The sequence below is a fragment of the Paraburkholderia sp. FT54 genome, assembly GCF_031585635.1.
GTDB lineage: Bacteria > Pseudomonadota > Gammaproteobacteria > Burkholderiales > Burkholderiaceae > Paraburkholderia.
The window spans coordinates 560,176-575,770 of the sequence record NZ_CP134195.1; the positions used below are offsets into that span (position 1 = coordinate 560,176).

The window sequence follows — 15,595 nt, forward strand, 5'->3', positions numbered from 1 at the left end:
ACACGTTGCCGTGCCGCGCACGCAGTGACCGATCGCCAAGCAGGATCGGGCGCGCCGGCAGATGCAAGTCAGAACGAGAGTATTGAGTGAACGTTTTCTTCGAGGAATCGGGCAGTTTCAAGGCGGGCAGCGTGCTGTCGCGCCAGGGCGATGCTTTTCAGGTCGAGTTGCCCGGCGGGCGCCGCGCCAAGGTGCGCGCGAAAGATGTGCTGATCGAGTTCGAAAAGCCGAGTGCGGCCGAACTGATGCAGCAGGCCGAGGCCGCCGCGCAGGAGATCGATCTGGACTTCCTGTGGGAATGCGCGCCTGACGACGAATTCCCGTTCGCCACGCTCGGCGCCGAGTACTTCGGCGAGCGTTTCGGCTCGATCGAGCGCGCCGCGCTGGTGCTGCGCATGCATGGCTCGCCGGTGTACTTCCGCCGCAAGGGCCGCGGCATGTATCAGCGCGCGCCGCAGGAGCAACTGAAGATGGCGCTCGCCGGACTGGAGCGCAAGCGTCAGCAGGCGCTGGTGCAGGCTGGCTACGAAGATGAGCTGAAAGCCGGGCGTTTGCCGGAAGCTTTCACTGGCAGCAAGGCGCTGGGACTTCTCACCAGGCCCGACAAGAACACGATCGAATACAAGGCGCTGGAAGGCGCCGCGGCGGCACGCGGTATTTCCCAGGCGCGTCTGATGCTTGAAAACGGCGCCATTCCGTCGGCGCGCGCGTTGCATGAGGCGAAATTCCTTTCCGAGTTCTTCCCGCACGGCACCGGCTTTCCGCCGGTCGCCGTCGGCACCTTGCCGGAAGATCTGCCCGAAGCGAACGTGCAGGCGTTTTCGATCGACGACATCACCACCACTGAAATCGACGATGCCTTCTCCGTCGAGCATCTGGCCGACGGCCGTGTGCGGATCGGCGTGCACATCGCCGCGCCGGCGCTTGGCATTCAGCGTGGCGACGAGGTCGATGCGATTGCGCGCACGCGTCTGTCGACCGTGTACATGCCGGGCGACAAGATCACCATGCTGCCCGACAGCGTCGTCGAAGCGTTCACGCTGGCCGAAGGCGGTTTGCGTCCGGCGCTCTCGCTGTATGTGATCGTGAATCGTGAGACGCAGGAGATCGTCGCGAGCGAAACGCGCGCCGAGCGCGTGTTCGTGAAGAACAACCTGCGCCACAACACGCTCGACGAACTGGTCACTGAAGAGGCGCTCGCCGCCGGCACCGGCGACTATGCGCACAAGGAAGATATCGCTGTGCTGTGGCCGTTCGCGCAGGCGCTGTTCGAAAAGCGTCAGACCGCGCGTGCCGGTTACGGTTTGCGTCGGGAAGTGCAGCGCAATACCGACTTCAACTTCTACGTGGAAGGCGAGCACATCACGATCACGCCGCGCCGGCGCGGTTCGCCGCTCGACACGATCGTCGCCGAACTGGCGATTCTCGCGAACTCGTCGTGGGGCGCGTTTCTGCATGACCATGGCGTGCCGGGCATCTATCGCACGCAGCGCGCATTCGGCGCGCCGACCGGTCCCAAGCGCACGCGCATGCAGACCAACGCCGCGCCGCACGAAGGCCTCGGCGTCACGCAGTACGCGTGGAGCACGTCGCCGCTGCGTCGTTACGTCGATCTCGTGAACCAGTGGCAGCTGATCGCGTGCGTACAGCATGGCGTGACCGCCAAGCTGGCTGCGCCGTTCAAGCCCAAAGACGCCGATCTGTTCGCCGTCGTGCAAGGGTTCGACGACACGTACACCGCGTACGCCGATCATCAGCGGCGCATGGAGTACTTCTGGTGTCTGCGCTGGCTGAAGCAGGAGAACCGGAAGCAGGTGGTGGCGTCGGTGGTGAAGGGCGATCTGGTGCGTCTCGAAGAGATTCCGTTGCTGCTTCACGTGCCGGGCCTCGGCGTGCACGCGCGCGGCACGCGTTTGCAGATGGAAGTGATGTCGCTCGACGAACTGACCGTCGAGGCGTCCGTGCGTCTCCTGCACGTGCTCGACGCGCCGACCGTGACGAGCGGCAGCGAGGCTGAAGAAGCGGACGAGGGCGAAGAGGAAATCATCGACGCTCCGGATGAGAGCGCCGAAGGCGAAGCCGAGGCGCAGGCCGAAGCCGAACTCGACGGCAACGACGCGGCTGCGGTGAAGGACGACGCCGAAAACAGTGATGGCGCGGACGGTGCCGCAACCCATCAGCACATTGCGGAGCCGGGACGATGAGCACTCAGGATTCACGCGACCGCTATGCGGTGATCGGCAACCCGGTCGGCCATAGTAAATCGCCCTTCATTCATGGACGCTTTGCCGCGCAAACCGGCGAGCCTGTCGAGTATGGTCATCTGCTCGCGCCTGTCGACGCATTCGTGCCGCACGTGCGGGCTTTTATTGAAGCAGGCGGGCGCGGCCTGAACGTGACTGTGCCGTTCAAGCTTGACGCGCATGCGTTCGCCGATACGCTCTCGCCGCGCGCGGCGGCGGCGGGCGCGGTGAACACGTTGCGCATCGACGCGAATGGTGTTTATGGCGACAACACCGACGGCTTCGGTCTCGTGCGCGACATCGAGGTGAATCTCGGCGTGTCGTTGAAGGGCGCGCGCATTCTGTTGCTGGGCGCGGGCGGCGCCGCGCGTGGCGTGATTTCGCCGATGCTTGATCGCGCGCCGCATACGCTGACCATCGTCAATCGCACGGCGCAGAAGGCCGAGGCGCTGGTCGACCAGTTCGCACAAGCCGCGAGCGATGCCGCGTGCCGTCTGAGCGGCGGCAGCGCACGAGCGATCGAAGCGGGTGCGTATGACGTGATCGTCAACGCGACGGCGGGCAGTCTGGATGCTTCGTTGCCCGAGTGCGACGACGGCGCGTTCGGCAACGGCACGCTCGCCTACGACATGATGTACGGCGCGCATCCGACCGTTTTCATGGAACACGCGCGGAAGCTCGGCGCGCGTGGTGCCGATGGTCTCGGCATGCTGGTCGAGCAGGCGGCTGAATCGTTTTACGTGTGGCGCGGTGTGCGGCCTGACGGTGCGCCGGTGCTGGCCGAATTGCGGGCGCTGTTGACGGCGCCGTCGCACACCTAACGCCCGCGTACTACGTTAAAGCACTTTCCCGCACGAGGATTGGGAGCACGATGAGAGCAACGCGGCGCGTGAACCGGCCAGGCCCGGTGCAGTGGATGTTCTATCTGGGCGCCGTGGTGGCGATTGCGTGGCTCGCGACGCAGGCATTTTATTTCGGACAGATCGCGGTGTGGAACTACGTCAATCCGCGGAGTACGTCGTTCATGCGCTCGGATGCGTGGCGTTTGTCGCAGGACCGGCCGGATCTTTCAGTGCAGCATACCTGGGTGCCGTATGACCAGATTTCGCGGAATCTGAAGCGCGCGATTATTGCTTCTGAGGATGCGAATTTTGTTAATAACAATGGGTATGAGACCGACGCTATTTTGCAGGCTTGGGAGCGGAATAAGGCTAAAGGCAAGATTGTGCGCGGTGGGTCGACTATTACTCAGCAGCTGGCGCGCAATCTGTTTTTGTCGCGGGAAAAGAGTTATATCCGGAAGGGGCAGGAACTCATCATTACGTGGATGCTTGAGACCTTGATGGATAAGGAGCGCATCTTCGAGATCTATCTGAACTCCGTTGAGTGGGGGAATGGGGTTTATGGGGCTGAGGCGGCCGCTCATTATTATTACAAGACGTCGGCGAGTAAGTTGACTGCTGCGCAGTCGGCTCGTTTGGCGGTTATGCTGCCGCAGCCTAAGTATTTTGATGAGCATCGGGGGTCGCAGTATTTGGCGCAGCGCTCGCGCGTGATTGCTCGGAGAATGGGGGCGGCGGAGTTGCCGGATTGATCTGGGTTTTGCCTGCTCGGCGGTTTGGTTGTGGTTTTTTGTGGTGTTGGCCTTTCCTTGAATTCTTAGTGGTCTATTAGCGTCGCCCCTGTGCGGGGCGGCACTGTAGTGATCCAATGGCTCTGGACACCTCTAAAGGGGATAATTCTCCAACTGAGGTGAGAGACATGGGCAGACGGAACCTGACTGACGAATTCAAGGCAGAGGCAGTGCAACTGGTGGTTGGGCAGGGTTATTCGATCACCAGGGCTTGCGAGGCGCTGGGCGTGGGCGACTCGGCTTTGCGGCGCTGGGTGGCGCAGTGGCGTGCGCAGCAGGCTGAGCCGCCACGCAGCGACATGCAGATCCAGCGCGACCAGCGACGCATCCGTGAGCTGGAAGCGCGCGTGATGGAGCTTGAGCGGGAGCGCGAGATACTAAAAAAGTCTACGGCCTTCTTCGTCAAGGAAATGGATCGCTCCTCGAAGTGATCCGTTCGCTGAAGAAGGCCTGGCCGGTGAGTCTGATGTGCCGTTTGCTGAAAGTGCCGCGAAGCAGCTATTACGCCTTTGCTGCGCGGCCACGCAAACCAGTCGCATCGCCTCCACTGCTGAAGGCCGTGCGTCAGATTCACAGCGAAAGCCGCAGCAGTTACGGCAGTCGCCGGATGGCGCAGGCACTGCAGCAGCAGGGTTACGCGATCGGACGCTACCGGGCGCGTTCGCTGATGCGCGAGGCGCAACTGGCTGTGGCCAGGCGGCGAACGCACCGGTACCGCAAGGCCGGGGGTGAAGCCCTGATTGCACCTAACCTGCTTGAGCGGCAATTCGAGCCGGGCGCGATCAACCGGGTATGGGCGGGCGATATCACGTATGTGAGAACGCGTCAGGGGTGGTCCTATCTGGCCATCGTGATGGATCTGCACTCGCGCCGCATCGTAGGCTGGGCGTTCGCCTTGCAGGCGGATACGGAACTGGTCATCCAGGCGCTACAGCAGGCCCGGCAGAAGCGGCGCCCGGCAGCGGGGCTGATGTTCCACTCCGATCAGGGCTGCCAGTACACGAGCGAGCGCTTTGTGAGCGATCTGAAGGCGAACGGGATCGTCCAGAGCATGAGCAGAAAGGGCAATTGCTGGGACAACGCGGTGGTCGAGCGCTTCTTCAGAAGCCTGAAAAGTGAATGGATTGGCGAACAGGAATACGGCAGCCACGAAGTCGCCCGCCGCGACATCGCGGGCTACATCGCAGACTTCTACAACTACCGGCGCATTCATTCGGCGGCAAACAATTTGCCTCCAGTGCGATACGAAACTTCGATTTATTGAAAAACCTCTTTGTGGGTGTCCAAAGAGGCTTGACCACTACACACCTACTTTCTTTGCCGCGGCAAAGAAAGTAGGCAAAGAAAGCCGCTTCACACCGCCAGCCTATAGGCGGGTCCCTCGCGCAGTCGCGGTAGTGGCGCATCTGGAATCTGTGTTCTCGCACATTTGGCCTCGGTGACAAGGCCGTCATACCTCCCGTCTCGCGCTCCGCGCTCACCGGAACGGTCTACCTAAAACCAGTGGATTTGCTTGTGCGGCGTGGGGCCGTCGGGCTTCGCCTCGGCGAAATGCCGTCAAACCGTTGGTTTTTAGGCGCCATAACGTGGTGAGGCGCGGGGCAAGACATCGCAAAATTGCCAGCCATTCATTCTCGACGACAACTTCCAAAATCAGCATTTCGGCACCACGCCGAGGCGAAGCCGACGGCCCCCACCGGGCAGAAACAACCCCATTGGTTTTAAGCAGACCATTCCGGCGAGCGCACGGCGCGAGGCGGGAAATATGACTGCTGTGTCACGAGTGCGGAATGTGCGAGGGGACAGATTCCAGATGTACCACTACCGCGACTGCGCGGGGGCTCTGCTTATGAGCTGGCGGTGTGAAGCGGCTTCCTTTGCCTACTTTCTTTGCCGCGGCAAAGAAAGTAGGTGCCGCCCCGCACAGGGGCGACGCTAATAGACCACTAAGAAATCAAGGAAAGGCCAACACCTAAAAGAACACATCCCCAAAAAGCCCACGGCAACACCAAATCCCATTATCTGAATCAAACACTCACATATTGGAGCTTTCTCAAAAACCGCCCTACAATCCAACCCAACACGCGAAAAGCGCCGCATCGGCAAGGGAACTCATCCGCCGCCAGGCGCCGAAAAGCAACAGCAAAAAAACCGGAGACAAGCCCAACCATGCCTAAAACCCAAAGGCATCGCCGCCGCGCGAGCAACACCGCGAGCGACACCGCGAACAATCAAGGCCCACTCTCCGGCCCCGCGCTGTAAGCGCAAAAAAACCATCGAAAAGCGAATCGCCATGAACAAAGCGATGCCTACTCGCGCAGCGAGCGAATCCGAAGCCGACCTGTCGCCGCCCGTCGACCACGCGACTAGCGCCACGCCGCCGCTTCCGTCGGCGCCCGCCGCCAAAGCAGCGCGCGCGAACGCCAGCCTCCACCCGGCCCCGGTGGACGGAATCGCACTGCCCAGCACGCTGCTCGACATCACCCCGCAGCAAGCCGGCACGCAAACCCTCCTGCGCGGCCTGGCGATTCTCGAAGCGGCAGCAGCAGGCGTCCGCGACCTCCGCACCTTCGGCGCCGCGCTCGGCACGACCCGCAGCACCACGCATCGTCTGGTGAGCAGCCTCGTGCAAGCCCGCTACCTGCGCCAGGTGCAAGGCGGCTACCTGCTCGGCCCGAAGCTGATCGAACTCGGCACGATCGCGCTCGAACAGATGCCGCTCACCGCGGTCGCCCGTCAGCACCTCGAATCGCTCGCGGAACAAACGCTCGACACGATCCACCTCGGCGTGCGCGACGGCGACGACGTCCTGTACATCGACAAAATCCCCGGCACTCGCGGGCTCGAAATGCGTTCGCGTGTGGGTCACCGCATGCCGCTGGCGTCGACCGGAATCGGCAAGGCCATGATGCTCGACCTCACGCCGGACGTCTGGCAGTCGCTCTTCGACGCATCGCGCCGCGCGCTCGCCAGCGTCAGCTTCAAGCCGGACAACCGTCCCGACGCGCAGACCTTCATGCAGCGCATGACCAACTACGCGGCCGGCGGCTACACCTTCGACCTCGAAGAAAACGAAGCGTCGATCCGCTGCGTCGCGGCTCCCGTGCGCGATGCGTCGGGCGCGGTGGTGGCGGCGCTGTCGGTGGCGAGCACGATTCCATACATGTCGCTCGAACGCATGGACGAACTGATTCCGGTCGTGCAGCGCGAAGCGCGCGCGATCTCGGAAGAACTCGGCTGGCGCACCCCGCAACCGGCAACCCGCAGGATCAAGCGATGAAGCGAGCGGGTTCTCCCACCCCGGCAGCCAGCCACGCCACAGCCGTTGCGGTCGACGCCAGCCACGAGCACGCCGCGCTGATCGCGCTCGACTGGGGCACCACCTCGCTGCGCGCCTATCTGTATGACGCGTCCGGCAATGTGCTGGCGACGCGCGCATCGACGGCCGGCATCATGAATCTGCCGCGCAGCGCCGAGCAGGGCGGCTTCGACGCGGCCTTCGACGACGCCTGCGGCGCCTGGCTCGAACACGCGCCCGCCGCGCCGGTGATCGCGGCAGGCATGGTCGGCAGCGCGCAAGGCTGGCTGGAAGCGCCCTATGTGGACACGCCGGCGAGCGCCGATGCGCTGGTGGCCGGCATCGTCCGCGTCAAGGCGGCGTGCGGCGTGATGCTGCATATCGTGCCGGGCGTCCTGCAACGCGGCGAACTGCCCAACGTGATGCGCGGCGAGGAAACGCAAATCTTCGGCGCGCTTGCCGAGGATTCGAACGCGGCCACGGCGTCGAACGCGGCTCATGCCACGAGTAACGCGCGCGCTGCCGGCAGCACGGATTCGACGGCCGTAACCGCCGACAGCGGCAAGCGCTCCCTGATCGGTCTGCCCGGCACCCACGCGAAATGGGCGGTGGTCCAGGCGGACCGCATCGAACGTTTCCACACCTTCATGACCGGCGAGGTGTTCGCGGCATTGCGCGAACACACCATCCTCGGCCGCACGATGCTCACGCCGGATCGTCCGGACACCGTCGCGTTCCTGCATGGCGTGAACATCGCCCGGGAAAAAGGCCAGGCGGGTGTGCTCGCGACCGTATTCAGCTCGCGCACGCTCGGCCTCACCGGACAACTTTCACGCGAACAACAACCCGACTATCTGTCGGGATTGCTGATCGGCCACGAACTCGCCGGTCTCGACGCCGTGCTCGCTCAACAACGGAGCGCGCTCGCCGGACAAAGCCTGCGCCTGATTGGCAACGAAGCGCTGTGCGAGCGCTACCGCATCGCGTTGGCGCAATTCGGCTGCACCCAGGCGGAACTGGTCAAGCACGCCACCGAGCGCGGTCTGTGGCGTGTCGCTTCTCAGGCGGGGCTCGTCAAACCGGCCACCCACACTGCACGCGCCGGATAACCGGCAGCGCCGCCGTCCACGAAACAAGGAACCGACATGCAACCTCACATCAATCTGCCCGCGCCGTACATGCCGCACGCGGGTTTGATCGCGGCGTTCGAGGCGTGTCCGCTGATCGCGATCATGCGCGGCGTGACGCCCGCCGATGCCGCCGAGCACGGCCAGGCGCTCTACGAAGCGGGCTTCCGGATCGTCGAAGTGCCGCTGAATTCGCCGCAGCCATTCGACAGCATCGCCGCGATCCGCAAGGTGTTGCCGGCCGATGCGATCGTCGGCGCGGGCACGGTGCTGCATCCGAGTTTCGTCAGCGACGTGAAGTCGGCGGGTGGCGAGTTGATCGTCATGCCGCATAGCGATCCGGAAGTTGTCAGCGCCGCGAAAGCGCAAGGCATGGCCTGCGCGCCGGGCGTCGCTACGCCCACGGAAGCATTCATCGCGCTGAAGAACGGCGCGGACGTGCTGAAGATGTTCCCCGCCGAACAGCTCGGCTGCCAGGTCGTGAAGGCATGGCGCGCGGTGATCGCGGCGCAAGTGCCGCTGGTGCCGGTCGGCGGCATCACGCCAGACAACATGGGCCCGTTCCTCAGCGCGGGCGCGAACGGCTTCGGTCTTGGCTCGGCGCTGTACAAGCCGGGTCAAAGCGCGGCCGTGACCGCATCGCACGCGAAGGCGTTCATCAACGGTTTGCGCATCGCCCGCGCGGGTGTCAAGAAATGAAACGGCTCGCCGGTAAAGTCGCCTTGGTCACCGGCGCCGGTCGCGGCATCGGCTCGGCGATCGCGCATGCGTTCGCGCGCGAGGGCGCGGCAGTCGTGCTGGCCGAACTGGATCTCGACACCGCGCAGCAGACGGCGGAACACATCAAGGCGCAGACCGGCGCGCGCGTGCTCGCGGTGCACACGGACGTGACGCAAGCGGCGTCGGTTCAGCACGCGGTGAGCGAAGCCGAACGCGCATTCGGCGCGCTCGACGTGCTGGTGAACAACGCCGGCATCAACGTGTTCTGCGACCCGCTCACCATGACCGACGGCGACTGGCGCCGCTGCTTCGCGGTCGATCTCGACGGCGTGTGGAACGGTTGCCGCGCGGCGTTGCCGGGCATGGTCGAACGCGGCGCGGGCAGTATTGTGAATATCGCGTCGACACATTCGTTCAAGATCATTCCGGGCTGCTTTCCGTACCCGGTGGCCAAGCACGGTGTGATCGGCCTGACGCGCGCGCTCGGCATCGAATACGCGCCGCGCAATGTGCGCGTCAACGCGATCGCGCCGGGTTACATCGAAACGCAATTGACGCATGACTGGTGGAACGAACAGGCCGATCCGGCAGCGGCGCAGCAGGCCACACTGGATTTGCAGCCGATGAAACGCATTGGCCGCCCGGAAGAAGTGGCGATGACGGCGGTGTTTCTCGCCTCGGACGAAGCGCCGTTCATCAACGCCACTTGCATCACGGTGGATGGCGGGCGCTCGGCGCTGTATCACGACTGATTTTTACAGGACTCAGATTGCGCAGGGGCGCAAAGAGTACACCGGACGACGCGCTGGCCGCGTGTGTCATACCCGGTACAAGAAGACGCGGCCGATACCTTCTCGTTATCAATTAGTCAGGAGACACGCATCATGAAACGTAGAATTTTCCTCACGCTGGCAGCAGCGGCGACGGGTGTGCTCTTCAACGCACCGGTCGCACAAGCCGCCGATCCGGTGAAGATCGGCTTCCTCGTGAAGCAGCCGGAAGAACCGTGGTTCCAGGACGAGTGGAAGTTCGCCGAAATCGCCGCCAAGGAAAAGGGCTTCACGCTGGTGAAGATCGGCGCGCCGTCGGGCGAGAAGGTGATGAGCGCAATCGACAACCTGTCGGCGCAAAAGGCGCAAGGCTTCGTGATCTGCACGCCTGACGTCAAGCTCGGACCGGGCATCGTCGCGAAGGCGAAGGCCGACGGCCTGAAGATGATGACGGTGGACGATCGTCTGGTGGACGGCGCGGGCAAGCCGATCGCATCGGTGCCGCATATGGGCATCTCGGCGTACAACATCGGCAAGCAGGTCGGCGACGGCCTGGCCGCGGAAATCAAGAAGCGCGGCTGGGACATGAAGGACGTCGGCGCGATCGACGTGACCTACGAACAACTGCCGACCGCGCATGACCGCACCAGCGGCGCAACCGACGCACTGATTGCCGCCGGCTTCCCGAAGGCGAACATCATCGCCGCGCCGCAAGCGAAGACCGATACGGAAAACGCGTTCAACGCCGCCAACATCGCGCTGACGAAGAATCCGAACTTCAAGCACTGGATCGCCTACGGCCTGAACGACGAAGCCGTGCTCGGCGCCGTGCGTGCTGCGGAAGGCCGTGGCTTCAAGGCGGACAACATGATCGGTATCGGCATCGGCGGCTCGGACTCGGCGCTCAACGAGTTCAAGAAGCCGTCGCCGACGGGCTTCTACGGCACGGTCATCATCAGCCCGAAGCGCCATGGCGAAGAAACCTCGACGCTGATGTACGACTGGATCACGCAAGGCAAGGCACCGCCGGCACTGACGCTGACGACCGGCATGCTGGCCACGCGTGACAACGTCGCCGACGTGCGCCAGAAGATGGGCCTCGCGGCGAATTGAGCGATTTGTTTCAACTCGCGGTGACATGAAGTGAACTGCCGGCGCGTGTTTCTCGTTCGCAAAAGAGGGCATGTGTCGGCAGCAGCAATAAAAGATCAGCAGTAGAGACAGGCCATGCTTTGCGCTGCTGCCCACGAGGCACAGCAAGGTACGGTTCACATGAAGCTGCAATAACTTGCATGGGACAGGAGTAAGAGCTTTGCATGGGACCGGAGTAAGCGCTAAAGCGCTAACTCCGGCCGACAGCTAAAGCACTAACTCCTGTCGACATAGGAGGCGAAGTGTCAGCGACGCTACGTTTTGACAATATCGGCAAAGTCTTTCCAGGCGTGCGCGCGCTCGACGGTGTGTCCTTCGACGTCAACGTCGGCCAGGTGCACGGCCTGATGGGCGAAAACGGCGCAGGGAAATCGACCCTGCTGAAGATTCTCGGCGGTGAATATCAGCCCGACTCGGGCCGCGTGATGATCGACGGCAACGAGGTGCGCTTCTCGAGCGCGGCGTCGTCGATCGCGGCGGGCATTGCGGTGATTCACCAGGAACTGCAATACGTGCCCGATCTGACGGTCGCGGAAAACCTGCTGCTCGGGCAACTGCCGAACTCGCTCGGCTGGGTCAACAAACGCGAAGCGAAACGCTTCGTGCGCGAACGCCTTGAAGCGATGGGCGTGGCGCTCGACCCGAATGCGAAGCTGCGAAAGCTCTCGATCGCGCAGCGCCAGATGGTCGAAATCTGCAAGGCGTTGCTGCGCAACGCGCGCGTGATCGCACTGGACGAGCCGACCAGCTCGCTGTCGCACCGTGAGACCGAAGTGCTGTTCAAGCTGGTGCGCGATCTGCGCGCCGACAACCGCGCGATGATCTACATCTCGCACCGCATGGACGAGATCTACGAGTTGTGCGACGCCTGCACGATTTTCCGCGACGGCCGCAAGATCGCCTCGCACCCGACGCTCGAAGGCGTGTCGCGCGACACCATCGTCAGCGAGATGGTGGGGCGTGAAATTTCGGACATCTATAACTACTCGGCACGGCCGCTCGGCGAAGTGCGCTTCGCGGCGAAAGCGATCGAGGGCCATGCGCTCGCGCAACCGGCTAGCTTCGAAGTGCGGCGCGGCGAGATCGTCGGCTTCTTCGGTCTGGTGGGCGCGGGCCGCAGCGAACTGATGCATCTGGTGTACGGCGCCGATCACAAGAAGGGCGGCGAGTTGATGCTCGACGGCAAGCCGATCAAGGTGCGCAGCGCGGGCGAAGCGATCAGGCACGGCATCGTGTTGTGCCCGGAAGACCGCAAGGAGGAGGGCATTGTCGCGATGGCGACGGTGTCGGAGAACATCAACATCAGTTGCCGCCGTCACTATCTGCGCGCTGGGATGTTCCTCGATCGCAAGAAGGAAGCGGACACCGCCGACCGTTTCATCAAGCTGCTGAAGATCAAGACGCCGAGCCGCCGCCAGAAGATTCGCTTCCTCTCGGGCGGCAATCAGCAGAAGGCGATTCTGTCGCGCTGGTTGGCCGAGCCGGATCTGAAAGTCGTGATTCTCGACGAACCGACCCGCGGTATCGACGTCGGCGCGAAGCATGAAATCTACAACGTGATCTATCAGCTTGCCGAACGCGGCTGCGCGATCGTGATGATTTCGTCGGAGTTGCCGGAAGTGCTCGGCGTGTCCGACCGGATCGTCGTGATGCGCCAGGGCCGGATTTCCGGCGAGCTGGCGCGCAAGGATGCAACGGAACAATCGGTCTTGAGCCTCGCGCTGCCGCAAAGCTCGACCGCACTGCCCGGAGCGGAAGCCGCTGCCCAACAGGCGGCCTGAACATCATTCGGACGAAAGTCCGGCAACCCGTGGGGAACGGGAGGAGTCTTCAACATGCAAGCCAGAGAAAACCTCGCGCAACAGGCCGCCAAGAGCGCCGCCGATGCGCTGATTCCGCAGTCCAACGACAAGGCGAAATGGTGGCAACAGATCACCGAGTACAGCCTGATCGTGATCTTCGTCGTGATGTTCGTGACGATGTCGCTGACCGTCGATCACTTCTTCTCGATCGAGAACATGCTCGGCCTCGCGCTGTCGATCTCGCAGATCGGCATGGTCGCCTGCACGATGATGTTCTGTCTCGCCTCGCGCGACTTCGACTTGTCGGTCGGCTCGACGGTCGCGTTCGCCGGCGTGTTGTGCGCGATGGTGCTCAACGCCACCGGTAACACCTTCATCGCGATCGTCGCGGCGGTGGCGGCGGGCGGCGTGATCGGTTTCGTCAACGGCGCGGTGATTGCATATCTGCGCATCAACGCGCTGATCACGACGCTCGCCACGATGGAGATCGTCCGCGGTTTCGGCTTTATCGTCTCGCATGGTCAGGCGGTGGGCGTGTCGTCGGATACGTTTATTGCGCTGGGCGGGTTGAGCTTCTTCGGCGTGTCGCTGCCGATCTGGGTCACGCTGCTGTGCTTCATCGTGTTCGGCGTGATGCTCAACCAGACCGTGTACGGCCGCAATACGCTCGCCATCGGCGGCAATCCGGAAGCCTCGCGTCTGGCGGGTATCAATGTGGAACGCACGCGCGTCTACATCTTCCTGATTCAGGGCGCGGTAACCGCGCTGGCCGGTGTGATTCTGGCCTCGCGTATCACGTCGGGTCAGCCGAATGCGGCGGAAGGCTTCGAGCTGAACGTGATCTCGGCGTGCGTGCTGGGCGGCGTGTCGCTGCTCGGCGGCCGCGCGACGATTTCCGGCGTCGTGATCGGCGTGCTGATCATGGGCACGGTCGAGAACGTGATGAACCTGATGAACATCGACGCGTTCTATCAGTACCTCGTGCGTGGCGCGATCCTGCTCGCCGCCGTGCTGCTCGACCAGTTGAAGAACCGCGGATCGCGGGACTAAACCCGCGACCCACTCACTTGCTCTAAAAGGAATCGAACGATGTCGTCTCCGGCTAATGCAAATGTCCGTCTCGCGGACCACGCCTTCGCGCGCTATCCGAGCCTCGTCGACCGCACGGTGTTGATCACGGGCGGCGCAACGGGTATCGGCGCATCGTTCGTCGAGCATTTCGCGGCGCAAGGCGCGCGCGTCGCGTTCTTCGATATCGACGTGAGCGCCGGCGAAGCGCTCGCCGACGAACTCGGCGATTCGAAACACAAGCCGCTGTTTCTGCCGTGCGATCTGACCGACATCGACGCGTTGCAAAAAGCGATCGCCGACGTGAAGGCCGCGCTGGGTCCGATCCAGGTGCTGGTGAACAACGCGGCAAACGACAGACGCCACACGGTCGGCGAAGTCACGCGCGAGTCGTTCGACGCGGGCATCGCGGTGAATATCCGTCACCAGTTCTTCGCGGCGCAAGCGGTGATGGAGGACATGAAAGCCGCCAACAGCGGCTCGATCATCAACCTCGGTTCGATCAGCTGGATGCTGAAGAACGGCGGCTATCCGGTCTACGTGATGTCGAAGTCCGCAGTGCAGGGTTTGACGCGCGGTCTCGCACGCGACCTCGGTCACTTCAATATCCGCGTCAATACGCTGGTGCCGGGCTGGGTGATGACCGAGAAGCAGAAGCGATTGTGGCTCGACGACGCGGGCCGTCGTTCGATCAAGGAAGGGCAGTGCATCGACGCTGAGCTGGAACCGGCCGACCTCGCCCGCATGGCGCTCTTCCTCGCCGCCGACGACAGCCGGATGATCACCGCGCAGGACCTCATCGTCGACGGAGGCTGGGCGTGAGTGCGGGCGGTTCACCAGCCACGGCCGCGCTGCTGCTCGACACGAAATGCACGCTCGGCGAAGGCGCGACATGGTGCGCGCAAACCGGCCGTTTCTACTGGACGGATATCGAAGGCGCGCGTTTGTGGCGCTATGACCCGAGGGACGCCAGCAACATGTCCTGGCGCATGCCCGAACGTCTCGCCACGTTCGCGCTGTGCGCGGATCCGCGTTACCTGTTGCTCGGCCTCGCCACGCATCTCGCTTTTTTCGAACTGGCCACCGGCGAGACGCGGCGCATCATCGACGTCGAACCCGGCCTGAACACGCGCGTGAACGATGGCCGCTGCGACCGTCAGGGCCGCTTCGTGTTCGGGACCAAAGATGAAAGCGCGCCGGTGCAGCCGGTTGGCGGGTTCTACCGGCTCAATCACGATCTGTCGCTGGAGCGTTTGCCGTTGCCAGCGCCGGCGATCTCGAACAGCATCGCGTTCAGTCCCGACGGCGCGACGATGTACTACTGCGATTCGCCTACGCGAGAAATCCGCGTGTGCGACTATCGCGCGGACGGCGGCATCGCCAACGACCGCCTGTTCACCCGGCTCACCGACGCAACGGGCGAACCCGACGGTTCGACCGTCGACCGCGATGGCGGCTTGTGGAATGCGCAGTGGGGCGGCCGGCGGGTGGTGCGGTACGGCCCCGACGGCGTGGAAACGGAACGTGTCGACGTGCCGACTGCGCAGCCCAGTTGCGTCGCGTTGGGCGGCCCGCAGCTCGGCACGCTGTACATCACGAGCGCGCGCTGCGACCTCGACGCCGCGGCGCTCGCCGGCGATTTGTGGGCGGGCGGTGTGTTCGTCGCCACGCCCGGACGGCAAGGTTTGCCGGAGCCGGTGTTCCAAGGCGCGCCCGCTTAGCGCAGAATGACGCTGCTTCGCTCTCGTGGCGGCAATCAGCCAATCAAGCAATGAAGTGCAG

Annotated in this window: 13 protein-coding genes; all 13 read left to right on the forward strand. The window is 63.5% G+C overall.

Annotation, left to right across the window (positions count from 1 at the left end; genetic code table 11):
- The first annotated feature begins 86 nt into the window (after nucleotides 1-86).
- The 13 genes from RI103_RS02610 to RI103_RS02670 all read left to right on the forward strand — a co-directional run bounded on the left by RI103_RS02610 (nucleotide 87) and on the right by RI103_RS02670 (nucleotide 15,534).
- Complete coding sequence (locus RI103_RS02610; protein ID WP_310813882.1) at nucleotides 87-2,204, forward strand: RNB domain-containing ribonuclease; 2,118 nt, start codon at nucleotides 87-89, stop codon at nucleotides 2,202-2,204.
- Nucleotides 2,201-3,064 carry a shikimate dehydrogenase gene (gene aroE, locus RI103_RS02615; RefSeq protein WP_310813883.1) on the forward strand — a complete coding sequence of 288 codons (864 nt, stop codon included), beginning with the start codon at nucleotides 2,201-2,203 and terminating at the stop codon, nucleotides 3,062-3,064. Before RI103_RS02610 ends, aroE begins: the two co-directional genes overlap by 4 nt.
- A 50-nt stretch (nucleotides 3,065-3,114) precedes the next feature.
- Entirely contained in the window at nucleotides 3,115-3,837 is a 723-nt protein-coding gene (gene mtgA / locus RI103_RS02620; protein WP_310813884.1) for a monofunctional biosynthetic peptidoglycan transglycosylase, read from the forward strand.
- Between the two features lie 167 nt (nucleotides 3,838-4,004).
- Nucleotides 4,005-5,140 (forward strand): IS3 family transposase gene (locus RI103_RS02625; protein ID WP_310812323.1). Its coding sequence is split into 2 segments (ribosomal slippage): nucleotides 4,005-4,263 and nucleotides 4,263-5,140, totalling 1,137 coding nucleotides; the frame shifts between segments, so codons are not numbered across the junction.
- A 1,029-nt stretch (nucleotides 5,141-6,169) separates the two neighbouring features.
- Nucleotides 6,170-7,156, forward strand: a complete 987-nt coding sequence (locus tag RI103_RS02630; RefSeq protein WP_310813885.1) for an IclR family transcriptional regulator — start codon at nucleotides 6,170-6,172, stop codon at nucleotides 7,154-7,156.
- Entirely contained in the window at nucleotides 7,153-8,283 is a 1,131-nt protein-coding gene (locus RI103_RS02635) for a 2-dehydro-3-deoxygalactonokinase (RefSeq protein WP_310813886.1), read from the forward strand. The genes RI103_RS02630 and RI103_RS02635 overlap by 4 nt, the downstream gene beginning before the upstream one ends.
- A gap of 36 nt (nucleotides 8,284-8,319) precedes the next feature.
- On the forward strand, nucleotides 8,320-9,000 hold the full coding sequence (locus RI103_RS02640; RefSeq protein ID WP_310813887.1) for a 2-dehydro-3-deoxy-6-phosphogalactonate aldolase: 681 nt from the start codon (nucleotides 8,320-8,322) through the stop codon (nucleotides 8,998-9,000).
- On the forward strand, nucleotides 8,997-9,773 hold the full coding sequence (locus tag RI103_RS02645; RefSeq protein WP_310813888.1) for an SDR family oxidoreductase: 777 nt from the start codon (nucleotides 8,997-8,999) through the stop codon (nucleotides 9,771-9,773). Before RI103_RS02640 ends, RI103_RS02645 begins: the two co-directional genes overlap by 4 nt.
- A 132-nt stretch (nucleotides 9,774-9,905) precedes the next feature.
- Complete coding sequence (locus tag RI103_RS02650; RefSeq protein WP_310813889.1) at nucleotides 9,906-10,904, forward strand: arabinose ABC transporter substrate-binding protein; 999 nt, start codon at nucleotides 9,906-9,908, stop codon at nucleotides 10,902-10,904.
- 281 nt (nucleotides 10,905-11,185) lie between these two features.
- Nucleotides 11,186-12,724, forward strand: a complete 1,539-nt coding sequence (gene araG / locus RI103_RS02655) for an L-arabinose ABC transporter ATP-binding protein AraG (RefSeq protein WP_310813890.1) — start codon at nucleotides 11,186-11,188, stop codon at nucleotides 12,722-12,724.
- Between the two features lie 54 nt (nucleotides 12,725-12,778).
- Complete coding sequence (gene araH, locus RI103_RS02660) at nucleotides 12,779-13,795, forward strand: L-arabinose ABC transporter permease AraH (RefSeq protein ID WP_310813891.1); 1,017 nt, start codon at nucleotides 12,779-12,781, stop codon at nucleotides 13,793-13,795.
- Nucleotides 13,796-13,834: 39 nt separating this feature from the next.
- Nucleotides 13,835-14,635: an SDR family oxidoreductase gene (locus RI103_RS02665; protein ID WP_310813892.1), complete on the forward strand. Its 801-nt coding sequence runs from the start codon at nucleotides 13,835-13,837 to the stop codon at nucleotides 14,633-14,635.
- A complete protein-coding gene (locus tag RI103_RS02670) occupies nucleotides 14,632-15,534 on the forward strand; it encodes an SMP-30/gluconolactonase/LRE family protein (protein WP_310813893.1) in 903 nt (300 codons plus the stop codon). The genes RI103_RS02665 and RI103_RS02670 overlap by 4 nt, the downstream gene beginning before the upstream one ends.
- The last annotated feature ends 61 nt before the right edge of the window (nucleotides 15,535-15,595 follow it).

What these genes read in the sequence shown, in the direction of transcription:
- araH (WP_310813891.1), top strand. Translation starts at nt 12,779, where the DNA reads ATGCAAGCCAGAGAAAACCTCGCGCAACAGGCCGCCAAGAGCGCCGCC.
- aroE (WP_310813883.1), top strand. Translation starts at nt 2,201, where the DNA reads ATGAGCACTCAGGATTCACGCGACCGCTATGCGGTGATCGGCAACCCG.
- RI103_RS02645 (WP_310813888.1), top strand. Translation starts at nt 8,997, where the DNA reads ATGAAACGGCTCGCCGGTAAAGTCGCCTTGGTCACCGGCGCCGGTCGC.
- RI103_RS02635 (WP_310813886.1), top strand. Translation starts at nt 7,153, where the DNA reads ATGAAGCGAGCGGGTTCTCCCACCCCGGCAGCCAGCCACGCCACAGCC.
- RI103_RS02665 (WP_310813892.1), top strand. Translation starts at nt 13,835, where the DNA reads ATGTCGTCTCCGGCTAATGCAAATGTCCGTCTCGCGGACCACGCCTTC.
- RI103_RS02640 (WP_310813887.1), top strand. Translation starts at nt 8,320, where the DNA reads ATGCAACCTCACATCAATCTGCCCGCGCCGTACATGCCGCACGCGGGT.
- mtgA (WP_310813884.1), top strand. Translation starts at nt 3,115, where the DNA reads ATGAGAGCAACGCGGCGCGTGAACCGGCCAGGCCCGGTGCAGTGGATG.
- RI103_RS02650 (WP_310813889.1), top strand. Translation starts at nt 9,906, where the DNA reads ATGAAACGTAGAATTTTCCTCACGCTGGCAGCAGCGGCGACGGGTGTG.
- RI103_RS02630 (WP_310813885.1), top strand. Translation starts at nt 6,170, where the DNA reads ATGAACAAAGCGATGCCTACTCGCGCAGCGAGCGAATCCGAAGCCGAC.